This window comes from Streptomyces sp. WZ-12 (assembly GCF_028898845.1).
Taxonomy (GTDB): Bacteria; Actinomycetota; Actinomycetes; order Streptomycetales; family Streptomycetaceae; genus Streptomyces.
Genome location: NZ_CP118574.1, coordinates 4,417,116 through 4,438,209 on the forward strand (window position 1 = coordinate 4,417,116; position 21,094 = coordinate 4,438,209).

The 21,094-nt window shown below is 72.4% G+C and carries 19 protein-coding genes; 9 read left to right on the plus strand and 10 right to left on the minus strand.

Going from position 1 to position 21,094, the window contains the following annotated elements; translation table 11 throughout:
• Nucleotides 1-166: 166 nt before the first annotated feature.
• Nucleotides 167-1,009 carry a YceI family protein gene (locus tag PV796_RS18885; protein ID WP_274914472.1) on the plus strand — a complete coding sequence of 281 codons (843 nt, stop codon included), beginning with the start codon at nucleotides 167-169 and terminating at the stop codon, nucleotides 1,007-1,009.
• Between the two features lie 191 nt (nucleotides 1,010-1,200).
• Here the strand turns inward: PV796_RS18885 and PV796_RS18890 are convergent, their stop codons facing one another.
• Nucleotides 1,201-2,028, minus strand: a complete 828-nt coding sequence (locus PV796_RS18890) for a TrmB family transcriptional regulator (protein ID WP_274914473.1) — start codon at nucleotides 2,026-2,028, stop codon at nucleotides 1,201-1,203.
• Nucleotides 2,029-2,454: 426 nt separating this feature from the next.
• On the opposite strand from PV796_RS18890, the gene PV796_RS18895 reads away from it, so the two are divergent.
• The gene (locus PV796_RS18895) at nucleotides 2,455-3,756 is read left to right on the plus strand and encodes a S53 family peptidase (protein WP_274919121.1); all 1,302 of its coding nucleotides are present in this window, start codon (nucleotides 2,455-2,457) and stop codon (nucleotides 3,754-3,756) included.
• A 312-nt stretch (nucleotides 3,757-4,068) separates the two neighbouring features.
• The gene (locus tag PV796_RS18900; RefSeq protein WP_274914474.1) at nucleotides 4,069-4,602 is read left to right on the plus strand and encodes an NUDIX hydrolase; all 534 of its coding nucleotides are present in this window, start codon (nucleotides 4,069-4,071) and stop codon (nucleotides 4,600-4,602) included.
• A gap of 1 nt (nucleotide 4,603) precedes the next feature.
• On the opposite strand, the gene PV796_RS18905 is transcribed toward PV796_RS18900, so the two are convergent.
• The gene (locus PV796_RS18905) at nucleotides 4,604-5,929 is read right to left on the minus strand and encodes a hypothetical protein (RefSeq protein ID WP_274914475.1); all 1,326 of its coding nucleotides are present in this window, start codon (nucleotides 5,927-5,929) and stop codon (nucleotides 4,604-4,606) included.
• Nucleotides 5,930-6,133: 204 nt separating this feature from the next.
• Here PV796_RS18905 and PV796_RS18910 point away from each other — a divergent pair, with 204 nt between their 5' ends.
• Genes PV796_RS18910 through PV796_RS18930 form a run of 5 tightly spaced genes read left to right on the plus strand, consistent with a single transcriptional unit; the run spans nucleotide 6,134 to nucleotide 8,682 of the window.
• Nucleotides 6,134-6,775: a hypothetical protein gene (locus PV796_RS18910; protein ID WP_274914476.1), complete on the plus strand. Its 642-nt coding sequence runs from the start codon at nucleotides 6,134-6,136 to the stop codon at nucleotides 6,773-6,775.
• On the plus strand, nucleotides 6,772-7,140 hold the full coding sequence (locus PV796_RS18915; protein ID WP_274914477.1) for a hypothetical protein: 369 nt from the start codon (nucleotides 6,772-6,774) through the stop codon (nucleotides 7,138-7,140). Before PV796_RS18910 ends, PV796_RS18915 begins: the two co-directional genes overlap by 4 nt.
• 1 nt (nucleotide 7,141) lies before the next feature.
• A complete protein-coding gene (locus PV796_RS18920; RefSeq protein ID WP_274914478.1) occupies nucleotides 7,142-7,375 on the plus strand; it encodes a hypothetical protein in 234 nt (77 codons plus the stop codon).
• Nucleotides 7,372-7,494, plus strand: coding sequence for a hypothetical protein (locus PV796_RS18925; protein ID WP_274914479.1), 123 nt, complete (start codon nucleotides 7,372-7,374; stop codon nucleotides 7,492-7,494). The genes PV796_RS18920 and PV796_RS18925 overlap by 4 nt, the downstream gene beginning before the upstream one ends.
• 3 nt (nucleotides 7,495-7,497) lie before the next feature.
• The gene (locus PV796_RS18930; protein ID WP_274914480.1) at nucleotides 7,498-8,682 is read left to right on the plus strand and encodes a protein-L-isoaspartate(D-aspartate) O-methyltransferase; all 1,185 of its coding nucleotides are present in this window, start codon (nucleotides 7,498-7,500) and stop codon (nucleotides 8,680-8,682) included.
• 98 nt (nucleotides 8,683-8,780) lie between these two features.
• On the opposite strand, the gene PV796_RS18935 is transcribed toward PV796_RS18930, so the two are convergent.
• The 7 genes from PV796_RS18935 to PV796_RS18965 form a co-directional block, all read right to left on the minus strand.
• Nucleotides 8,781-10,181: a M14 family zinc carboxypeptidase gene (locus PV796_RS18935; protein ID WP_274914481.1), complete on the minus strand. Its 1,401-nt coding sequence runs from the start codon at nucleotides 10,179-10,181 to the stop codon at nucleotides 8,781-8,783.
• A 269-nt stretch (nucleotides 10,182-10,450) separates the two neighbouring features.
• Complete coding sequence (locus PV796_RS18940; RefSeq protein WP_274914482.1) at nucleotides 10,451-11,239, minus strand: TetR/AcrR family transcriptional regulator; 789 nt, start codon at nucleotides 11,237-11,239, stop codon at nucleotides 10,451-10,453.
• Between the two features lie 92 nt (nucleotides 11,240-11,331).
• Nucleotides 11,332-12,906, minus strand: a complete 1,575-nt coding sequence (locus tag PV796_RS18945; RefSeq protein ID WP_274914483.1) for an MFS transporter — start codon at nucleotides 12,904-12,906, stop codon at nucleotides 11,332-11,334.
• A 129-nt stretch (nucleotides 12,907-13,035) separates the two neighbouring features.
• The gene (locus PV796_RS18950; RefSeq protein WP_274914484.1) at nucleotides 13,036-15,267 is read right to left on the minus strand and encodes an ArnT family glycosyltransferase; all 2,232 of its coding nucleotides are present in this window, start codon (nucleotides 15,265-15,267) and stop codon (nucleotides 13,036-13,038) included.
• Nucleotides 15,268-15,302: 35 nt separating this feature from the next.
• Nucleotides 15,303-16,658, minus strand: a complete 1,356-nt coding sequence (locus PV796_RS18955) for a bifunctional glycosyltransferase family 2/GtrA family protein (protein WP_274914485.1) — start codon at nucleotides 16,656-16,658, stop codon at nucleotides 15,303-15,305.
• Nucleotides 16,606-18,240: a sensor histidine kinase gene (locus PV796_RS18960; RefSeq protein WP_274919122.1), complete on the minus strand. Its 1,635-nt coding sequence runs from the start codon at nucleotides 18,238-18,240 to the stop codon at nucleotides 16,606-16,608. Before PV796_RS18960 ends, PV796_RS18955 begins: the two co-directional genes overlap by 53 nt.
• Before the next feature lie 80 nt (nucleotides 18,241-18,320).
• The gene (locus tag PV796_RS18965) at nucleotides 18,321-19,022 is read right to left on the minus strand and encodes a response regulator transcription factor (RefSeq protein WP_274919123.1); all 702 of its coding nucleotides are present in this window, start codon (nucleotides 19,020-19,022) and stop codon (nucleotides 18,321-18,323) included.
• Nucleotides 19,023-19,556: 534 nt separating this feature from the next.
• On the opposite strand from PV796_RS18965, the gene PV796_RS18970 reads away from it, so the two are divergent.
• A complete protein-coding gene (locus tag PV796_RS18970) occupies nucleotides 19,557-20,177 on the plus strand; it encodes an NADPH-dependent FMN reductase (protein ID WP_274914486.1) in 621 nt (206 codons plus the stop codon).
• Between the two features lie 10 nt (nucleotides 20,178-20,187).
• On the opposite strand, the gene PV796_RS18975 is transcribed toward PV796_RS18970, so the two are convergent.
• The gene (locus PV796_RS18975) at nucleotides 20,188-21,078 is read right to left on the minus strand and encodes a DUF2797 domain-containing protein (protein WP_376569372.1); all 891 of its coding nucleotides are present in this window, start codon (nucleotides 21,076-21,078) and stop codon (nucleotides 20,188-20,190) included.
• Nucleotides 21,079-21,094: the final 16 nt, after the last annotated feature.

The following is a 21,094-nucleotide window of genomic DNA, read 5'->3' on the forward strand; positions in this document are numbered from 1 at the left end:
GGCCGGGGAACGGCAGACACCGGGGCCGGACGCGGTGGCGCACCCGGGTCAACGGCCCGGCCCCCGGCGGCAGTCGGGGGAGCTCACACGGACACAGGCACGGACAGGAACGGTACGGACCGCAACGCAGCGGCACGTACCGGCACTGAACGGGAGAGGCACCTACATGACTTCGACGGGCGCGGGAGCTGCGGGCGTACGGGCGCAGGTCCGCACGCGGGACGGCTGGGCGGTACAGCACGCCGTGCTGACCGTCACCGACATGACGGGCGCGCAGGTGCTGCGCGCGGGCGCCGACGCGGACGGTGCGGTGCGCAGCGCGGAGCCGCTGCCCGCCGGCCCCTACACGGTCATCGTGACCGCCGTCGGCTACGCACCGGTCGCCTCCAGCGCGATCGTCACGGCCAGCGGCCGGATGGACGTCGGCACCATCGTGCTGGCCCGCCAGGGCGGCGTGGAACTGCCGCCGCCCGGCCCCTGGACCATCGACCCGATGCACTCCACGGTGGCCGCGGTCGCCCAGCACCTGGGGATCTCCAGCGTGCACGGCCGGTTCACCGAGTTCAGCGGCCGGATCGTGATCGCCGAGGACGTCGAGCAGTCCCGCGTGGAGGCGGTCATCAACGCCGCGTCGATCGACACCGGCAACGGCATGCGCGACGGCCACCTGCGCAACGACGACTTCCTCGACGTCGAGGTGTACCCGCAGATCAGCTACCGCAGCAACGGCCTGACGCCGGCCGGCCCGGACCGCTGGACGGTGCACGGCGAACTGTCGCTGCGCGGCGTGGTCCGCCCCGTCGACCTCGACCTGAGCTACCTCGGCACCGGCCCGGACCCGTGGGGCGGCGTCCGCGCGGCGTTCCGCGCCACCGCCGAACTGCACCGCGAGGACTTCAAGATGAACTACAACCAGGTGGTGGCCGCCGGCATCGCGGCGATCGGCACCACCCTGAAGGTCGAACTGGACATCCAGGCCGTGCAGGGCGAGAGCCTGCCGATGGCCTGATCCGTTCGGTGGGTTGGGGTTCCGCTCGCCGCCCGAGAGCTGGTTCGGCGCCTTGACGGCCCCCTGCCCGACGCCTTGACGTGCACCCGTGCGCGTGACGCCCAAAGGGCGGCCCCAGCGGCAACCACGCTGCCGGGGCCGCCCTTTGGTAGTGGCTGGAATGCGACGGGTGGCCCCCGGCCGGGGATCGGCTACGGCCGCAGCGCTTCGCGCGGCTCCGGGGCCGTCGCCGCGCCCTCCCACACCGCCAGGAACGCCAGTCGTAGACAGGCCGCGAGGGCGGGGTGCTCGATGACCAGGGCGGTGGTGGAGCCGGCGCCGGCGACCGGGTCGGGCATGTCGCAGAGCACCAACGCGGCGTCCGCGATGACGAGTTTGAGCGGCAGGTCGTCGGTGAAGCGGGCCTCCTCGCCGGCGGCGGCGAAACTGCGGACGTTGGCGAGCATGCCGGCGTCTTCCAGGGCGCCGGAGGTGTAGATGGCCCGGATGGTGCCGCCGGCGCGGTGCAGCCGGCGGGCCGCCTTGATGCCCTCGGCGTTCTCCGCCGGTGCGACGAAGGGCGGCTTGCAGAAGCTCAACAGCTCGCGGCGGGCCTGCCGTTGGATGTCGGCGAACCGCTCGGAGATCACCGCGGGATCGCGCAGCACCTCCACGTAGTCGAGCGGATCGGAGTGGCCGCGGCCGTCGGCCCACAGCGGCTGGAGGACGGCGGCCAGGGTGCCGGAGGCGCGCTCCAGCCGCTCCAGGGACTCGCGTTGCAGCACCATCAGCCGGGTGACGGCCAGCTCGGGCGCGACGGCCGAGTACGTCGCCACCCGGCCCGGGTGCGCGTTGGCCAACCGGCGGCGGACGAGGGCGTCCAGCACGTCGTACACCCGCTGGCGCGGCACGTCCGCCTCGCGGGCCACCTCGGCGGCGGTGAACGACTCGCGCTTGACCAGGGCGAGGTAGACCCGCGCCTCATACCGGGCCAGCCCCAGCGCGACGAGGTTGCCGACCGCGTCCTCTTCCCACTCCATGGTCCACAAGGTAGCCGGCCCGGCGCGGTGACGGGCCGTTGTCCACAGGGGAGTTGACACCGGACCAGGGGAAGGCTTTGCCGTAACCCGGTGTCCCTTTGACGGTGTGTTCACTAGCTTCCTAGGAAGCCACCACTGACCGGGGTGGCACCAACCGAGTGCACGTGCGCGACGCACCACCGGAGTTGCCCTCATGCCCCACGGGGGGCTGGACGCCCCGCCCGCACCATGACGACCCAGCACGGGATGTCATGTGCGCGACAGGACGTCCAGGTGCGCAACTCCCGGGCGGGCTCCCCCCACGGACCCGCCGCCGGCACCACCCGCACCACGGCACGACCGCACCACCGCACCGCACCGGCACCCCCCACCCGGCTGTCGCACCACGTCGGCCGCCGGCCCCTCTCCCCCACGGAGGTCAATCCCTTGCCTTCCCTGCGACAGAGCACGGCGGACAACGGCAGAGCGGACCGTTCCCGAGGACTGCTGCGCCGGGGCGCCCCGGCCCTGCTCTCGGCGGCCACCCTCGTCGTCGGCGGCCTGATCGCCGCCGTTCCGGCGGGCGCCGCACCGGCCCCGGCCGCCCCGCACGCGTCCCCCGCCGCGTCCGGTACCGCCGCCGTCCCCACCCACCGCCTCTGCGCCCAGCCGACCAAGCCCGGCGTCATGGCGTGCAACTCGGTGGCCCGTACGGACGTCAAGCAGAGCCTGTCCCTGGCCCCGCACGCGACCCCGTCCGGCTTCGGCCCCAGCGACCTGCAGAGCGCCTACAAGCTGCCCAAGACGGGCGGTTCGGGCCAGACGGTCGCGATCGTCGACGCCTACGACGACCCCAACGCCGAGAAGGACCTGGCGACCTACCGCAAGCAGTACGGCCTGCCGGACTGCACCACCGCCAACGGCTGCTTCAAGAAGGTCGACCAGAGCGGCGGCACCAAGTACCCCAAGGCCGACGCGGGTTGGGCCGGCGAGATCTCGCTCGACGTCGACATGGTCAGCGCGGCCTGCCCCTCCTGCCACATCCTGCTGGTCGAGGCCAACAGCGCCAACATGCCCGACCTGGGGGCCGCGGTGAACCGCGCGGTCACCATGGGCGCCAAGTACGTCTCCAACAGCTACGGCGGCGGCGAGGACTCCACGGACGCCGCCTCCGACACCCAGTACTTCAAGCACCCGGGCGTGGCGATCACGGTCAGCTCCGGTGACAGCGGCTACGGCGTGGAGTACCCGGCGGCCTCGCAGTACGTCACCGCGGTCGGCGGCACCTCGCTGAAGAAGGACAGCAGCTCCCGCGGGTGGAGCGAGTCGGTGTGGGGCTCCAGCGCGGGCGGCAACGGCGCCGGCTCCGGCTGCTCCCAGTACGACGCCAAGCCGGCCTGGCAGAAGGACACCGGCTGCGCCAAGCGGACCGTCGCCGACGTCGCGTCGGTCGCCGACCCGGCCACCGGCCTCGCGGTCTACGACAGCTACCAGGCCACCGGCTGGAACGTCTACGGCGGCACCAGCGCGTCCTCCCCGTTCATCGCCGGCGTCTACGCCCTGGCGGGCGCCCCGGGTTCGGGCGACACCCCGGCCTCGTACCCCTACAGCCACGCCTCCGCACTGAACGACGTCACCAGCGGCGCCAACGGCACCTGCTCCCCGTCGTACCTCTGCACGGCGGGCAAGGGCTACGACGGCCCGACCGGCCTCGGCACCCCGAACGGCACCGCGGCCTTCACCAAGTGACCCGTTCACCGGTGGTATGACCGCCCGTTCCGAAGCGGCCTCCGGGCCGCCCGGGACCGGGCGGGACCACCCACCGACCGTCGCAGCCCGGCGCCCGTCCAACGAACCGGGCTGCGACGCCCCACCTGTGACCCCGGACCGTCCCGAACGGTCCGGGGTCACGCTTTGCTGCGCGCAACGGACAAGACAGTCGGCCTAGTTGTCGAGTTACCCATCAGGGCACCGCACCGGGACCGCAGCCGATGCAGCACGACGAAGGGCACAACCCTCGTCTGAGATGCTGGACGCCACCAGGCGAGAGAGGCGGCGTTCATGCAGTGGAAAACCCATGGCGAACGGCAGATCTACACGAATCCCTGGGTGAACCTGTGCCTCGTGGACGTTCAGCAACCCGACGGACGCCGTTGGGAGCACCACGTTGTCAGGCTGCGACACCTGGCAGTGGCCGCCGTGCTCAATGACAGACGTGAGGTTCTGATGATGTGGCGGCACCGCTTCATCACGGATACCTGGGCATGGGAGTTGCCCATGGGGCTCATAGAGGAAGGGGAGACCCCCGAGCAAGCGGCATCCCGCGAGGTTCTTGAGGAGACCGGATGGCGCCCGGAACCGATGAAGCCCCTCATCTACGCGGAGCCGGCCAACGGGATCACGGATTCACAGCACCACGTCTTCCGTGCCGACAGGGCGACCTACGTGGGGCCACCCACCGAGAAGAACGAATCCGACCGCATCGAATGGATCCCGCTCGCCGACGTCCGGGGCATGATCGACCGCCACGAGATCGTGAGCAGCGGCTCCCTTGTCGGGCTCCTATACCTCCTCATGGACGAAGCGCTCCGATAAGTCAGCTGGAGAGAACCTCCCTCAAGCGCGCCTCGAACGCCACCACCGCTGGCTTCTGCCGGTAGGCGGCCAACTGTCCGTGGAACTCCTTGAGATGGCCGGCCAGTCGCTCGGAGGCCACCGCAGATGTGCATTCGAGAGCCCCGGTGGCGGAGTGGCACGCCTGCTCCAACTTCCCCAGATCCAGCTGCGTGCGGGCCAACCAGAAACCATGGAAGGCGCGGCCGCGCCGATTGGAGCTGCTCTCCCGACGCATGGCCTCTGCGATCAGGGGTTCGGCGGTCGAGGCTTCTCCGAGCCGACCGTGAGCAATCCCGGTGTCCACGAGGAGCTTGGCCTCATCGAAGTAGGTCACCCACGCCGGGTCGGGGTCACTCGTGCCAATCCGTTCGAACTGCCGGTGCGCTTCGGAGATCGCCGCATGAGTGGCAGTTCGACTGCCGACCGTGGCATGCGCGAACGCTTCCCGCATCGACAGCATGGAGAGGACTCGCGGTGTCACACCGGACTTAGCCGTGCAAGCCGCGTCCTGTGCCGCATTGACCAGAGCTAACGCGTCCCCAGGCTTGTGTTGATAGGTCGCTTGCAAACTCATGCAAGCCAGAACGTTGGCCATGAACCGCCTGTCGTCGATTTCCTTGGCCAGTTCCAAAGACTGTGTGAAATAGGCACGCGCTTGGCTGTATTGGCGGGCATCGAAGTGCAGCCAACCGGTGAGGTGTGCGAGTTCGGCTGCAACTCCGTACATCTCATGTTTGGCGGACTTCGGCAGATTGCTCCGCAAGAGACCTTCCACATAACGCAGTTGGCCAATCACTGCCGGCCGCAGTGCCGCACCGCCGTGCTGATCGTCTCGCCGCCAGTAGTCCTCGATCGAGGATCGCAGGGCATGCAGAGTGGAACGACTCGGGGGCGCGCCCGAAGCCAAGGCGAGGATGCTGTCCACCTCGGGGCTCGGCAGAACTGCCGTACTGGCCCGCTCCAGTTCTGCCACCTGGGGCTCTGGCTCTCGCTCTGCCGCTTCGAGGGGTGTGGACGTCTCCCACGGGCGCCGGGCGAGCCCGACCATATGCCCGGGGATACGCAGCCCGTCAGCAACCCGTTCGATCACGTCCATGTGCCGCAACCTGCGTTGGCCGGCAACCACTTCAGCCACACGGCTCGGCGTCAGATCACACAGGCGCGCGATCATCGATGGATAGACACCCGCGTACCTCTTCATCAGGCGGAAGACCCTGCTGAAGTCCCTTACCCGACAGGCGTTGATCATCTCCGGGTTGGTCAGCAGTCGGGCAGGAAGCTCGCGTGGACGGACCGGCTTCGGCATCAGGCAGGCTCCGATCGATGAGGGCTACGCATTGTCGTCGATTCGCCACCAACCGTGATGGTACCCAAGTTGGGTAATCAGCTGGGCCTTTGTCAGCGTCACCGCCGTCGCAATGCTTCTGTTCATCGCCGCCGGGCAAGCAGTCACGGTCGCTACAGCCCTTGCGGCGCGAGGCTCGATCACGCCCTGACAAGGAGGCTCACGATGCCCGAACCCAGCACCAGTTCACGTCCCTCGGCCGTTCTCTACATCTGCGTGGACCGCCGTCAGGACTCCTCCGGTCTCGCAGTGATGCGCGCAGTCTCCGAGGGGCACGGCTTCGCCGACCAACGCGACTTGCGGGTCGTCACGCAGATCACCGACCCGTACGGCGAGCCGGTACCGCAGAAGCGGTCCGGCTGGTGTCAAGTCCGTGAACTGGCCGAGCGCGGGGAGATCTCCGTGGTCATCACCCGGTGGCCCAGTGCTCTGTCGCCGGACCATGAGCTGCGTTACCCGGAGCTGTATCACCTCGGTCGGCACGGTACACAGGTGCTGTTCTCCTGGGCACCGTTGGCCGCGACGGCCAACGGCGATGCGGCGCAGATGGGCGGCCGGCATCCACGAGCGACACAGCTCCACCGTGGTCCGGCGTACTACGAGAACCACACCAAGCATCGCAACGGCAACGATCGCGGCGGAGATACCTGCGCCGAGTGCGCCCATCTTCGCTCCGAGTTGGCCGCCGCCGAAGAGGCCCGCGATCGGGCCCGGGCGGTGGACTGCCGGGTGCTGTTACGTCGGCACCCGCGCCACGATGACGTGCCCGTTCCGGCGCGGCTGTCCCGCGAGGAGCCGAAGTCGTGATCGGCTTCGTTCGGCGCGTGCTGGCGCGGCTGTTGCCGGCGAGCGGGCGGCACCGGGCCGGGGCCGCCGTCGGCCCCGCCGCCAACGCCCCGGCCGCCCCGCGCCCGAGCCGCCTGCCGCGCCACAAGAGCCCGTACGCCGCGGAGTGCACGGCCGACGCGCCCCTCATCGACCCGCCCGACCCCGTACGCCCCTACGTGCTCGCCGCCCTGCACTGCCCGGCCGGCGGCGATCCGGCCAACAAGGCGCAGGCGGAAAGGCGTTGGGCGCTCTACCTGGCGGTGCGCGGGATCGACGTCGGGCCGACGCGGGTCCACGGCGTCGAGGTCGGCGCAGGGGCCGGCAGCGTCCCCGTGGCGGCGTGAGATGAGCGAGGAGGAAGCGGGCCGGGCACACCCGCCCCTCTGCGGCGCGACGCGGCCCGCGGGCAGCAACAACCCCAGGCCGTGCGCCCGCGCCGCGCACGAGGACGGGACGCACATCGACCGGCAAGGGGTGGCCTGGACGGGCGGGCGCACGGACCAACTCGACGATGTCACCGCGCCGTTCGGCTTCCACCACAATCTCCGCAGCAACCGGAAGAAGGGAACCGCATCATGAACGCAACGCCCGGTATCGCCGGAGGCGACAAGCTCCCCGGGGAGCCCTACCCCGGCCTTCACCAGCCGCCCACACCGGACGGCGGCCCCGGCGTCCCCAACCCGCCCAAGGTCGGCTGACCGGTGAACAGGAACATCGAGCCGTACGGGGAGCGGACCGGGCATGTCGCGTTGAGGCGCGCGCTCGTCGCCGGCGGGGCGCTCGCGCCGGACTGGGTGCCCGCATTCGACGCCGTGCCGCGGGCCGCCTTCCTGCCGGACCTGATGTGGCCGTTCGACATGGCGGCCGGGCGGAGCGTGGCGGTCTCCAAGGCACACGACCCGGACCTCTGGCACCGGTACGCGGACGCCGACGTGCCCCTCGTCACGCAGTGGGACGACGGCGAGCAGGTCGGTACCGAGCCGGGAGCGACGCCCACCAGCTCCGCGTCCATGCCGTCCGTCGTCTTCCGGATGCTGCGGGATCTGGATCTCCGGCCGGGGCACCGGGTGTTGGAGATCGGCACCGCGACCTGTTGGAACGCGGCGCTCATGGCACACCGGGCGGGGCCGGGGCTCGTCGTCACGATGGAGGTGGACGAAGCCCTGGCGCGGGCGGCCCGGGCCAGGGCCGAACGGCTCGGGGTCGCGGTCCGGGTCGTGCACGGGGACGGTTTCCGGGGGTGTCCGGAGGCTGCGCCGTACGACCGGCTGATCGCCACCTGTGGGGCCCGCGTCCTGCCGTTCTCCTGGGTGACGCAATGCCGACCCGGCGGCGTCATCGTCGCCCCTTGGGGCACGCGTTTCGGCAATGGTGACGCGGTGGCACGCCTCGTCGTCGGGCCGGCGGGCGAGGGCGCGTCCGGGCACTTCACGGGGCCGGTCGAGTTCATGAAGCTGCGGGGGCAGCGGAGCGCGTTTCCGGGGCACGCCGCGTATGTGACGGGGAGCGTGGCCGACGGGGACGAGACGTCCACGACCGTGCGGGAGGCGGAGTTCGTGGCGGAGGGGCGGTTCGATCCGCTGGCGTTCGCGCTGGGGCTCCGGGTTCCGGACTGCTGCCAGGTCGTGGCGGAGCGACGGGACGGCGCGCGGCCCGTGTGGTTCTACGGGCTGGCCGACCGCTCATGGGCCTGTGTCTGGTTCCGAGACGGTGGCGCGGCACGCGTGTGGCAGTCGGGGCCACGGCGGTTGTGGGACGAGGTGGAGTCGGCGTTCCGCTGGTGGGTGGGGCAACGGCGGCCCGGGCACGAGCGGTTCGGGCTCACGGTGACGGCGCGGGGGCAGTTCGCCTGGCTGGATGATCCCGGCCGGGCGTGGCCCGTGTGAGGGGGCGGGGCGTTCCGGGCGTTGGCAACTCCCGGCCGCGCACCCGCGCCGGGCGCCCCGGCGCGGGTGGTCGTTGGCTCAGCCGTCCTGGGGCGTCGTCAGTGGCCCTGGGACGTCGTCTTGTACGGTGCCGCCGCCTGCTGTGCGGCATACAGGAGCGCGGGCTTCATCTTCGGCCAGAAGTAGCTGTCCTGGCAGGAGTACTCCGGGGTGAAGCCGTCGCAGCCGCGCCCGTCGCTGTCGCCGATCTCGATGGTGAAGCTGGCCAGCCCCAGCTTGTCGTACGTCCAGTCGTCGGAGCCGCCGGAGGCGTCGTAGAGGATCTCGCCGGCCTGTCCGGACTTGTAGCCGGTGATCTTGCCGAGCTGTCCGCCGAGCGCGCGCAGGGCGGCGTCGTTGCCGGTGTGGATGGTGTGGTCGGACTCCCAGGGGAAGAGGACCATGCTCGCGTCGCTGTGGAGGCTGATCATCATGCCCTTGGCGGTGGCCGGCGCCGGGTCGGTGTCGCCGGTGCCGGTGCGCACGGCCGGGTACAGCTTGCGGAACAGGCCCTCCAGGGCGGTGTTCTCCGGCTCGGAGTCGGCGCCCGGGCCGAGGTAGATCTCGCTGCACGGCTCGGTGGAGGTGCCCTCGCCGCCCCAGTGGGTGCCCGCGTTGCGGTTGAGGTCCACGCCGATCTGGCCGTCCCCGCCGCACTCGCCCTGCGCGTCGTCGGCGTTCTTGCGCTGGAGGACGGGGTGGTCGCCGCCCTGGGCGACGATGTCCACGCCGTCCGGGTTGGTGATCGGGACGACCCACATCTCGGTGGAGTCCATCAGGGCGGTGATCTTGGGGTCCTTGCCGTAGTCCTTGGTCAGGGTGTCGATCCAGCGCCAGGACGTCTCACCGGTGGTCAGCTCGCGCGCGTGGATCTGACTCATCAGGAAGAACCGCGGCTTGGCGGACTTCGGGTCGAGCGCGCAGTCGCCCTCCTTCATCTTGGTGAGGCAGATGGCCTTCAGGTCGCGGCCGCCGCGCCCCTTCTCCTTGAGCCAGCTCTTGCCGTAGGTGACAACCTTGGCCATGTCCGGGTGCTGGGCGGCCACTTGGTCGAGGTGGGCGTAGTGCGCGTCGACGGTGTGGTAGCCGCCGTCGTAGGTGTCGTCCACGCCGCCCTGGGAACGGGTGGGGCGCGGCTCGTGGGCCGCCGGCTGTTGCGTCGTCTCGACGGCCGTGGGGGCGAAGCCGAGCCGGCGCAGCCCGTTGGCGGTGGCCGGATCGCCCATGACGAACAGGTCGTTGCCCTGGCGGCGCTCGATCAGGTCGAAACCGGCGGAGATCAACTTCCTCGCGTCGCCGCGGTCGTGGGTGGGAACGCGGTAGACGACCACGGTGCGCTCGCCGGACGCATGGGGGTGTCTCGGCGCGTGGGCGAGGGCGGACGGGGTGAGCGGGGAGAGGGCCGTGAGTGCCACGACCACCGCTGCCGCGGCCGTGGTCACCAGGGTTTTCCCGGGCATGGCATGGCCTTCCGTGGGGGGTGTGGGGCACCTGCCCGCGGGCGGGGGCGCGGCCTTGTGCGCCCCCGCCCGCGACGGCTCCCGGAGGCCGGACCGGTCGGCGCTCCGGGAGCATTGCGCGGTGCCGTCGATTCGATGGGCCGATGGATCCATGGACCGATGAGGCATCGTGCCATGGCCATGCCAGGTTGAATAGGGGGCGTTCCGGGCGATCGGAGGGGCGAAGTGTGCGTCGGTGGCGAGGAGTTGGGGTTTCGCGCCGCGCCTCGTCAGTGGCCCTCGGGCCGCCCCGCGGCCGTCTGCCGGCGCATCGCCTCGATGCCCGCGATCTGGAGGTCCAGGGCGAAGGCGAAGTCGCGGTCGAGCAACTCCACGGCGCTGACGTCGCCCGTGGCGTAGCCGGCGCGGGTGGAGAGCGCCCGCGCCTCGGCGAACTCGGGGCGGTCCGAGATCGCGTCGACGACCTGGGCGAAGTGCGCGTCCAGGTCGATGCCGGCGGCCCGGCAGCGGGCCTCGTGCAGGGACCGGATGGTCGCGAAGCCGTAGACGAACTGGAAGAGCGAGGCCAGCGCCCCGGAGGTGTGCTCCGGGCCCAGGCCGCTGCGGGCCATCACGCGCAGGGTGGCGTTGGAGAAGGCCGTGGCGTGCGGGCCGATGTTGAGGACCTCGCCGAGCAGCCGGGGCGCCCAGGCGTGGCGCAGCAGCACATCGCGGTAGGAGGTGGCCAGGAGCCGGAGTTGGCCGCGCCAGTCGGCGCCGTCCGACTCGTCGGGCAGCACCAGCTCGCCGGCGACCGCGTCCACGGCGAGTTCGAGCAGGTCGTCCTTGGTGTCGACGTACCAGTAGAGGGACATCGCGGTGACGCCGAGCTCGGCGGCGAGGCGGCGCATGGAGAACTTGGCCAGGCCCTCGTCGTCGAGCAGCCGGACGGTGGCTTCGACGATCCGGTCGAGGTCGAGCCCGGCCGGCTGCTCCGCCTTCCGCCGCAGCGGGGGGCGTTGGGTCAGCCAGACGCTGTGCGGCCGCTGCTTGACGCGCCCGTTCGTCGCTGCTGCCATGGCGCCCCTCCTTGGGTGGTGCGGGTGGTGCGGGTCCTACGGGGCCCGGGCGGGGGCCGGTGCGGTGACCGGCTTCCCGCCCGGGACCGATGCTATTCCGCCGGCGCGGGCGCCGGGTTGGGGCCGGCGCCCTGCCCGACGGCTTCCTCCCGGCCGTCGGCCTCGGTCCCCGCGCGCTCGGCCCGGCGCAGCAGCACGGCGGCGACCAGCCCGCCGAGGAAGACCGCGGCCGCGCCGACGAGTTGACTGGTGCCGATGCCGGCGGCGAAGGCGTCGTGCACGGCGGTGCGCTCCTCGGCCGTATGGGTCCGGGCCAGCGCCGCCGGCAGCGAGCCGGCGCCGGCGGCGACCACCGGGAGCAGCGCGGCGAAGCGGGAGTTGAGCACCGCGCCGAGCACCGCGACGCCCAGCCCCTGGCCGAACTCCATCAGGGTGCCGTTGACTCCGGCGCCGACGCCGGCCTTGGCGGGCGGGATCGCCGCCATGATGGCGTTGGCCATCGTCGGCATCGCGATGGACACCCCGACGCCCATGACGATCAGGCCGAACAGCATGCCGCCGTAACTGCGGCCGCCCAGCAGCGAGATCGCCGCCAGCCCGCCGGCCAGCAGGGACATCCCGGTGACGATCATCCCGGGGGTGCCGAAGCGCGGCATCAGCCGGGCGCCCAGGCCGGTGAAGTTGATCAGCACGACGGTGAGGGCGAGCGGCGCCATCCGCAGACCGGCGTCCAACGGGCCGAACCCGAGCACCAGTTGGATGTGCTGGGTGAGCAGGAACATCGAGCCGCCCATCCCGAAGGCCACCAGGATGCCGCCGGAGACCGCGCCGATGAAGGGGCGGTTGCTGAAGAAGTGCATGTCCAGCATGGGGTTCGGGTGGCGCAGCTCCCAGAGCGCGAACAGCCCCAGGCCGACCACACCGACGCCGACCGCGGCCAGCACCCGGCCGGACAGCCAGCCGTCCGACGGCCCGGAGATGATCGCGTAGACCACCCCGACCATGCCGATCATCGACAGCAACGCGCCGAGCACGTCCGGCCGTTCACCGCCGCGGGTCTTGGACTCCGGGACCAGGGCGACGACGGCCACCACGGCTATCACCGCGACCGGGAGGTTGACCAGGAACAGCGAACCCCACCAGAAGTGGTCCAGCAGCGCGCCGCCGATCAGCGGCCCGGCGGCGAAGCCGAGGGAGTTCACCGAGCTCCAGATGCCGATGGCCTTGGGGCGGTCGGTGTCGTCGAAGACCTGCATCACCACGGCGAGGGTGGTGGTCACCAGCAGCGCGCCGCCGACGCCCATCGCGGCGCGGGCGGCGATCAGTTGGCCGGGGGCCTGGGCGAGGCTGGCGGCGAGCGAGGCGAGGCCGAACAGCACCAGGCCGACGACCAGCATCTTCTTGCGGCCGTAGCGGTCGGCGGAGTTGCCGGCGATCAGCAGCAGCCCGGAGAGCACCAGCGAATAGGCGTTGAGCATCCACTGGACGTCGGCGGTGCTCGCGCCCAGCCCTCCGGTGAGGGACGGGACGGCGACGTTCAGCACGGTGTTGTCGAGGACAACGGTGAGCTGGGCGACGCAGATGACGGCCAGGATCAGCCAGCGGGTGGCCGGCCGACCCGGTGGCTGGAGGGGGGTGGCGGTGGCGTCCGGGGCCACGGCGGACATACGAGCTCCCTGTACGGTGCGAGGCGGGTGACTTACACCGTACAGGGACTCTTATACGCCGTACATCTGGCGGGTGGGGAGGACGGGGCGGAGCGGACCCAAACCGCGGGTCCCGCCGCCCCGTTGGCGCTACGCCTTCTTCTGCGTCAGGTCGTAGAAGGTGGCACCGCCGGCGGTGACCTTCTTGAAGGTCTTCTCCACCCAGGCACTGATCTGCGACGAGGGGCCCTTCTGCCCGAACCCGCCGGGCGCCCCCGGGCCGCCGGCCCGCTTGCCGTCGGCGCCGCCCGCGCCCTTCGCGCCGCCGAGGCCGTGGAAGCCCCGCTCGCTGACGATGAAGTAGTGGATCTTCCCCTCGGCCACGTACCGCTGGAACTGGGCGAGGGTCGGCGACGGGTCGCTCCCCATGAAGCCACCGACCGGCATCACCGGCTTCTGGGTGGCCAGTTGGTAGCTGGCGGCGCTCTGCGAGCCGATGGCGGCCGCGGCCCAGGTGTAGTGATCGGCGTCCTGCTCCACCAGGCGCTGGGCCGCCGCGCTCACCGTGGCCTCCTCGCCCATGCCGCCCTTGTGCGTCCCGCCGTGCCCGGCGCCGGCCATCCCGCCGGGGAAGCCACCCGGGAAGCCCTGCCCGCCGGCGGCACCCGCGCCGCCCTCGTGCCGGCCCGCGGCGCCGCCCGGCATCCCGCCCTTGGCGCCGCCCTGCCCGCGCATCCCTCCCAGGCCACCGGGGAAGCCCCCGGCGCCCTGGACCGCGGGGCCGGCGAGGACCATCCCGCCGCCCTTGGCGGTGTTGACGGTGTTCAGGGTGTACGCGAGGGGGCCGGCCAGCGCCGCCGCCAGCCCGAGGCCGGCCGCGACCGCGGTCACCGCGCCGGCCGGACGCCGCCGCTCCGGCGCGCCCTCCCGTACGCCGCCGGCCGCCAACAGGAGCCCCAGCGCCGCCAGGAGGCCGACCACCAGCACCACCCACTTCAGCCACGGCAGCCAGTGCGGCGACCGCGCCAGCAGGACGTACGACCAGACCGCCGTCGTCCCGACGACCGCCGCCAGCACGATCCGCGCCAGCCAGCCGCCGCGCCGCCACACCAGCACCGTCCCCATGCCGACCAACGCCGCGATGTACGGGGAGAGCGCGATGTTGTAGTACTGGTGGAAGATCCCGGACATGAAGCTGAAGATCGTGAAGGTCATCAGCAGCGCGCCGCCCCACACCAGGAACTCCGCCCGCTGGGCGGCCTGTTCGGCGGCCACCGCGCGCCGCGCCCGCCACAGCACGCACACCGCCACCACCAGCAGGATCAGCGCGGCCGGCAGCAGCCAGGAGATCTGGCCGCCCATGTCGGAGGAGAACAGCCGGGTGAGCCCGGTCTGGCCGTGACCGCCGAAGCCGCCCGACCCGTGGTGGCCACCGCCGCCGGCGGCACCGGCCCGCTCGTTCCCGGAGATCCGCCCCAGCCCGTTGTAGCCGAACGTCAGGTCCAGGAAGCTGTTCGTCTGCGAACTGCCCACATAGGGGCGCGCGGACGCCGGCAGCAGCTCGTCGATCGCCACCCACCAGCCGCCGGAGATCACCAGCACCAGCCCGGCCAGCAGCAGTTGGCCCACCCGCTTGCGCAGCGCGACCGGCGCGCAGCACGCGTAGACCACGGCCACCGCCGGCAGGATCAGCCACGCCTGGAGGGTCTTGGTGAGAAAGCCCAGCCCGAAGCAGAGCCCGGCCAGCAGCAGCCACTTGGTCCGCCCCGCCTCCAGGGCGCGCAGCACGCAGGCGACCGCGCAGACCATCAGCAGGCACAGCAGCGCGTCGGGGTTGTTGTAGCGGAACATCAGCGCCGCGACCGGGGTGATCGCCAGCGCGCCGGCCGACAACAGGCCCGCCGCCGCCCCGAACCGCCGCCGCACCGTCGCGTACAGCACCCCGACCGCGGCGACGCCCATCAGCGCCTGCGGCACCAGCACCGCCCACGGGTTCAGCCCGAAGAGCCGCACCGAGAGCGCCATCGGCCACAGCGAGGCCGGCGGCTTGTCCACGGTGATGGAGTTCGCCGCGTCCGAGGAGCCGAAGAAGAACGCCTTCCAACTGACGCTGCCCGCCTGGACGGCGGCCGAGTAGAACTGGTTGGCGTACTTGGACGCCGACAGGTCCCACACGTACAGCACCGCGGTGACCGCCAGCAGCGCGAGCAGCGCCGGCCGGGCCCACCCCGGGTCCTCGGGCCTGCCCCGCACGATCCGCTGCACGAGGCCGCGCGGCGGGGTGCGGTCGGGGGCCTCGGGCGGGCCGGTGCGCGGCCCGCCCTCCGCCGCGGGTTCCGATACGGGGTCCGGCGCGTCGTGCGCGGCCGTCCTCGGGGCCATCGTTCTCTCCTGGTGCGTCGTGCGGGGGCGGGTGCTCATCGAGCGCTCCTGCTGAGGTCGTTCCGGTCGTGCGCGGCGCCGGCCGGGCCGGCGGCCGGGTCCGGACCCGCGCCGTCGGTCGGGCGGGCCGCCGCCTCCCGCCGCTCCCGCTCCGGGAACACCCAGGCGCGGAAGAGCAGGAAGCGCAGCACCGTGGCCGCGAGGTTGGCGGCCACCAGCACCGTCAGTTCGCTGGTGTGCGAGGGGTGGCGGGTGGCGGCGCCCAGGGCCGCCAGCGACCCGCTGGTCAGCGCCAGCCCGATGGCGAAGACCACCAGGCCCTGCGCCTGGTGGCGGACCGCCCGCTCCCGGCCCCGCACCCCGAACGTCAGCCGCCGGTTGGCGGAGGTGTTGACCAGGGCGGAGACCAACAGGGCGGCGGCGTTGGCCAGTTGGGGGCCGACCCCGAGCCGGAAGAGGGAGTAGAGGCCGAGGTAGAGCAGGGTGCTCAGCGCCCCCACGACGGCGAACCCGAGGACCTGCCGGGCCAGCCCGCGCGGCACCCCGGACAGCTCCCGGTCCCTGGGGTCGTCGCCGAACGGCCGGGCGAGCCGGTCCAGCGGCAGCGTCCCGGTCGCCAGCGCCCGCCCCACCCGCCAGACGCCCTTGAGGTCGTCGGTCGCGGTGCGGACCAGGTGGACGGTGCTGTCGGGGTCGTCCACCCAGTCCACCGGGACCTCGTGGATCCGCAGCCCGGCCCGCTCGGCCAACACCAGCATCTCGGTGTCGAAGAACCACCCGGTGTCCTCGACCATCGGCAGCAGCCGGGCCGCGACATCGCCCCGGATGGCCTTGAAGCCGCACTGCGCATCGGAGAACCGCGCCGCCAACGACCCGCGCAGGATGAGGTTGTAGGTGCGCGAGATGAACTCCCGCTTCGGGCCGCGCACCACCCGCGAGCTCCGGCTGAGCCGGGAGCCGATCGCCAGGTCCGAGTGCCCGGAGATCAACGGGGCGACCAGCGGCAGCAGCGCGTTGAGGTCGGTGGACAGATCGACGTCCATATAGGCGAGCACCGGCGCCCCGGAATGCGACCACACCGTGCGCAGCGCCCGGCCGCGGCCCTTCTGCTCCAGCCGCACGGCGGTGACGCGGTCCAACTCGTCGTCCAACCGGGCCGCGATCCGGGGCGTACGGTCGGTGCTCGCGTTGTCCGCGATGGTGATCCGGAACCCGTACGGGAAGGTGCGGACGAGATGGTCGTGCAGCCGGCGCACACAGGGTTCGAGGTCGTTCTCCTCGTTGTAGACCGGGATCACGACATCGAGGACGGTCTCGATCTGGCCCGGACGCAGATGCTCACGTGGCGGCAGGGAACCCAGCGGCGTCGGGGCCTGCGATGGCGTCGTCATGGTCACCACGCTCGCCAACTGGCCTGTCACCGCCGTGTGGTGAGGCTGTGCGCCGGCTGTGAGACGGCGGCGGACCGGGCCGCGCACCGGTCGCCCGGGCACCGTCCCCGCCGCCCTGCACACCCCCGCTGACGCCCTCCCCGGCAGCCGGCAGCGTCACCGTGAACACCGTCCGGCCCGGCGCGCTCGCCACCTCGACCGTCCCGTCGTGCGCGGCCACCACCGCCTGCACGATGGCCAGGCCCAGCCCCGTGCTACCGCCGCCCTTACCGCCGCCCACGCTCCGCGAACGGGACGCGTCGCCCCGCGCGAACCGCTCGAAGACGTGCGGCAGCAGCGCGCCGGGGATTCCGGGGCCGTCGTCCTGGACCTCCAACTGGACGACGCCCCCGGCCCGTTGGGCGGCCCGGGCCCGCACCCGGGCCGTCACCGTCGTCCCCTCCGGCGTGTGCGTCCGGGCGTTGGCCAGCAGATTGACCAGGATCTGCTGGAGCCGGTCGGCGTCGCCGCGCACCAGCACGGGGGCGTCCGCCTCCGGCAGTTCGAGCCGCCAGCGGTGCTCGGGGCCGGCCGCCCGGGCATCACTCAACGCGTCCACCACCAGCGGCGCGAGGTCCACGGTGTCGTACGACAGCGGGCGCCCGGAGTCGAGCCGGGCGAGCAGCAACAGGTCCTCCACCAGGCCGGTCATCCGCTCCGCCTCGGACTCGATCCGGCCCAGCGCGTGCCGGGTCTCCGGACCGGGCCGCTCCTGTCCGCGCCGGGTCAGCTCGGCATAGCCGCGTATCGACGCCAGCGGCGTCCGCAGCTCATGGCTGGCGTCGGCGACGAACCGCCGCACCCGCGTCTCGCTCTCCTGCCGCGCCGAGAGCGCCGAACCGACGTGCCCCAGCATCCGGTTGAGCGCCGCGCCGACCTGCCCCACCTCCGTACGCGCGTCGGCCTCCGCCAACGGGACGCGCACGTGCAGCGCCACCTCGCCCTGGTGCAGCGGGAGTTCGGAGACCCGGGTCGCGGTCGCGGCGACCCGCCGCAGCGGGCGCAGCGCGATCCCGACCATCGCCGAGCCCGCGATCCCGGCCGCCACCAGCCCGGAACCCGTCACACAGCACTCGATGAGCACCAACCGCCCCACCGTGTCGTTCACTTCGTTGAGCGGCATCCCGAAGACCAGCGCGCCGTCGCCGGCGTACTGCACCCGGTACGAACCGAGACGCGGCAGGTGCTGGGTGTGCGGCTTGGCGTCCCGGGGCACCGAGGCCAGCGCCGCGAGCTGCTCCCCGCTCAGCGAGGTCAGCCGCTCCGACGGCGTCCGGCTCTGCGAACGGTTCACCCGCGCGCCGGCGCCCAACGTGCCGTCCGGCGCCACCCGCGAGCCCACCGACCCGAACGGCTGGCCGGGCATGGCCACGAACTCCAGCCCCTCGTTCCGCTGCGGATCGTGCGGCCGCGGCAGCTCCGCCCGGACGATGGCGTCGAAGAGCTGAGCGTCCAACTTCCCCTGGAGGTAGGAGTGCAGCGCAATCGCGGTGACCGTGCTGATCACCGCCCCCACGACGGCGATCAGTGCCACGGACGACACCACGAGCCGGGTGCGCAGCGTCCAGCGCCGCCGCCCCCGACGACCCGAGCGCCCCGCGGAACGGGACGAACCCACGACCGCTACCCGGCCGGCTTGATCAGATAGCCCGCACCCCGCCGGGTGTGGATCATCGGCTCCCGACCGGCGTCGATCTTCCGCCGCAGATACGAGATATACAGTTCGACCACATTGGCCTGCCCCCCGAAGTCATAGCTCCACACCCGGTCCAGGATCTGCGTCTTGCTGAGCACCCGCCGCGGGTTCCGCATCAGATAGCGCAGCAACTCGAACTCGGTGGCGGTCAGATGGATGTCCTGGCCGTCCCGCCACACCTCGTGACTGTCCTCGTCCAGCATGAGGTCGCCCACGGTCAGCAGCGACTCGCTCCGCATCGCCGCCGCGCCCGCCCGACGCAGCAGCCCGCGCAGCCGTGCCACCACCTCTTCCAGGCTGAACGGCTTGGTGACGTAGTCGTCGCCGCCCGCCGTCAGCCCGGCGATCCGGTCCTCGACCGCGTCCTTGGCGGTCAGGAACAGCACCGGAACGTCCGGTAGTTCGTTCCGCAGCCGGCCGAGGACGGTCAGCCCGTCCATGTCCGGCAGCATCACGTCCAGCACCACCGCGTCCGGCCGCCAACTCCTGGCGCACCGCAGCGCACCCGCGCCGTCGCCCTCCGCCTTGATGTCCCAACCCTCGTAACGCAGCGCCAGCGACAGCAGGTCCGCGAGCGAGGACTCGTCGTCCACGACCAGCACCCGCACCGGGCTGCCGTCGGCCCGCAACAACTCCGGCTGCTTGCCGGGGGCCTGACCGGACGCCTTGCCGGGCGCCCCTCTGGAGGACGAACCCGGGACCGGCGCACGGTACGAAGCTGAGGACGTCGACGAAGTCAGGGTCATGACGGGAGCCTGACCAACCCCTCTGAAAGCTCCCTTGCCGGTTTCTGTGAATCTCCTGAGAATCTCCCCTTCCGTCGGTCAAGCCCCCGTAAGCCGTCGACCACGCCGCCGGGCTCCCCACGACGAGGGGCCCGCGGCCACGGCTTCTCACCCTCGCCCCGGACGCCCCGCAGGGCGCCCACCGGGCCGAGGAACCAGCCCGGACCGCCCCCCGCGCGGCCCGGACCGATCACCTGCACCCAGCCTCCCACCCCCCACTGACAATCGCCCTGACCTGCACTTTCACCGATGACCGAAGGGCTGCTCGCCTACCTCACCCGCCGACACCGACGGTGACACCGCCCCCAGGGACCCCCTCCCCTTCCTCTCCCCCTTCTTCGCTCCCGCCCGCTCCACCCCGTCCCGTACCGTCGCCCCATGCCCCGACTCCTGGCCCTCTCCGGCAGCCTCCGCGCCCGCTCGTCCAACGGCGCCGTGCTGCGCTCCGCCCTGGACCTCTTCGACGGCCCCACCGCCACCGCGGACATCGGCGCGCTCCCGCACTTCAACCCCGACCTGGACGGCGAGGAGGCCACCCCGCCCGCCCCCGTCGCGGCCCTGCGCACCGCCGTGGCCGCCGCCGACGCGCTGCTCATCGTCAGCCCGGAGTACGCGCACGGCGTCCCCGGCGTCCTCAAGAACGCCCTCGACTGGCTGGTCAGCAGCGGCGAATGCGTCGACAAGCCGGTCGCCGTGATCACCGCCTCCCCGTTCCCCACCGGCGGCGACCACGCCAACGCCCAACTCCGGGAGATCCTGCGCATGATGACCGGCAATGTCATCGCCGACGCCTGCCGGGAGATCCCCGCCATCGGCCCGAAGGTCGATCCCGGCACCGAGCGCGTCACCGACGCCCCGACCCTCGCCGACCTCCGCACCGCCATGTCCCACCTGGCCACCGCGACCACGTGGACGGCCAGGACCGCGCCAGCCGCCGCAGCCACGCCGACGGCCGAGGCCACCCCAACCGCCGCGCCGGACACCCCCGTTACCCCGTAGCGGCCACCCCTCAAAACAACCCCTCCTGTTCCCCTCCCCGCCCCCTTCCGTGCTCCGCCGCCCATCGCACCGGCGCCGTCGTCACCGCTCCCCGGGCGGCGCCGAGCACCCACCCCGAGAGCAGCCGCGCGTCCAACACGGCGACCCCGCCGCCCCCACCGGCCCCCGCCAACCGCAGATACACATCGGCCCCCACCCCGGCCACGACCTCACCGACGACCTCCGCCCCGGCCGTCAGCCCGCCCACCTCCCCGACCTCGCCGGAAGCCGCTATCCGCGCCAGCCCGAACAGCTCCCCGTGGTCCACCGGCTCGCACCCCACCGGCTCCAACGTCTCCGGCCAACCCGCCAACCCCCGTGCCACGCCGTGCAGTTGCGCCAGCTCGGCGGCCCGCTCCGGCCACGGCGGCAGCGCCCCACGGGCCGCCCGCTTCGCCTCCTTCGCGAACCGGTCCGGGACCCCCAGCGCGCTCCCCAACAGCGCCTCCGCCCGCCGCGCCGCCATCAACGGCCCGCGCCCCAACCAGGCGTACGCCACCGCCCCCTGCTCCACCAGCCGCGCCGCCCCGCGCTCTTCGGCCGTGATCCCCACCTTGACCAGCCCGGGACCGAAGTACGCCAGATAGACGCCGTACGGGCGCGGATCATCGGCCATGGTGTCCGCCGCCACCGACCGCGACCGGTCCAACTGCGCACACCGCGGGCACTGGTCCTTGCCCCCCTCGCCCTCCAGCACCGCACCGTACGGACAGACGATCCACCGCCCGGCCCGCCGCACCCCCAGGCACCTCCGCTCCCCCACCGCCGCGAACGCCAGCGCCTTCCCCACCGGCAACGGGCTCACCCGCTCGGCATCCCGCTCCGCGCAGTACCAACCGAGCCGCTGGCCGAACCGCCCCACCGGCCCGGCCCCCGGC

Coding starts and splice junctions, on each gene's coding strand:
- PV796_RS18905 (WP_274914475.1), bottom strand. CDS start 5,929: ATGCCGAAGCCGGTCCGTCCACGCGAGCTTCCTGCCCGACTGCTGACC.
- PV796_RS18885 (WP_274914472.1), top strand. CDS start 167: ATGACTTCGACGGGCGCGGGAGCTGCGGGCGTACGGGCGCAGGTCCGC.
- PV796_RS18955 (WP_274914485.1), bottom strand. CDS start 16,658: ATGACGACGCCATCGCAGGCCCCGACGCCGCTGGGTTCCCTGCCGCCA.
- PV796_RS18900 (WP_274914474.1), top strand. CDS start 4,069: ATGCAGTGGAAAACCCATGGCGAACGGCAGATCTACACGAATCCCTGG.
- PV796_RS18945 (WP_274914483.1), bottom strand. CDS start 12,906: ATGTCCGCCGTGGCCCCGGACGCCACCGCCACCCCCCTCCAGCCACCG.
- PV796_RS18890 (WP_274914473.1), bottom strand. CDS start 2,028: ATGGAGTGGGAAGAGGACGCGGTCGGCAACCTCGTCGCGCTGGGGCTG.
- PV796_RS18925 (WP_274914479.1), top strand. CDS start 7,372: ATGAACGCAACGCCCGGTATCGCCGGAGGCGACAAGCTCCCCGGGGAG.
- PV796_RS18935 (WP_274914481.1), bottom strand. CDS start 10,181: ATGCCCGGGAAAACCCTGGTGACCACGGCCGCGGCAGCGGTGGTCGTG.
- PV796_RS18950 (WP_274914484.1), bottom strand. CDS start 15,267: ATGGCCCCGAGGACGGCCGCGCACGACGCGCCGGACCCCGTATCGGAA.
- PV796_RS18970 (WP_274914486.1), top strand. CDS start 19,557: ATGCCCCGACTCCTGGCCCTCTCCGGCAGCCTCCGCGCCCGCTCGTCC.
- PV796_RS18910 (WP_274914476.1), top strand. CDS start 6,134: ATGCCCGAACCCAGCACCAGTTCACGTCCCTCGGCCGTTCTCTACATC.
- PV796_RS18940 (WP_274914482.1), bottom strand. CDS start 11,239: ATGGCAGCAGCGACGAACGGGCGCGTCAAGCAGCGGCCGCACAGCGTC.
- PV796_RS18920 (WP_274914478.1), top strand. CDS start 7,142: ATGAGCGAGGAGGAAGCGGGCCGGGCACACCCGCCCCTCTGCGGCGCG.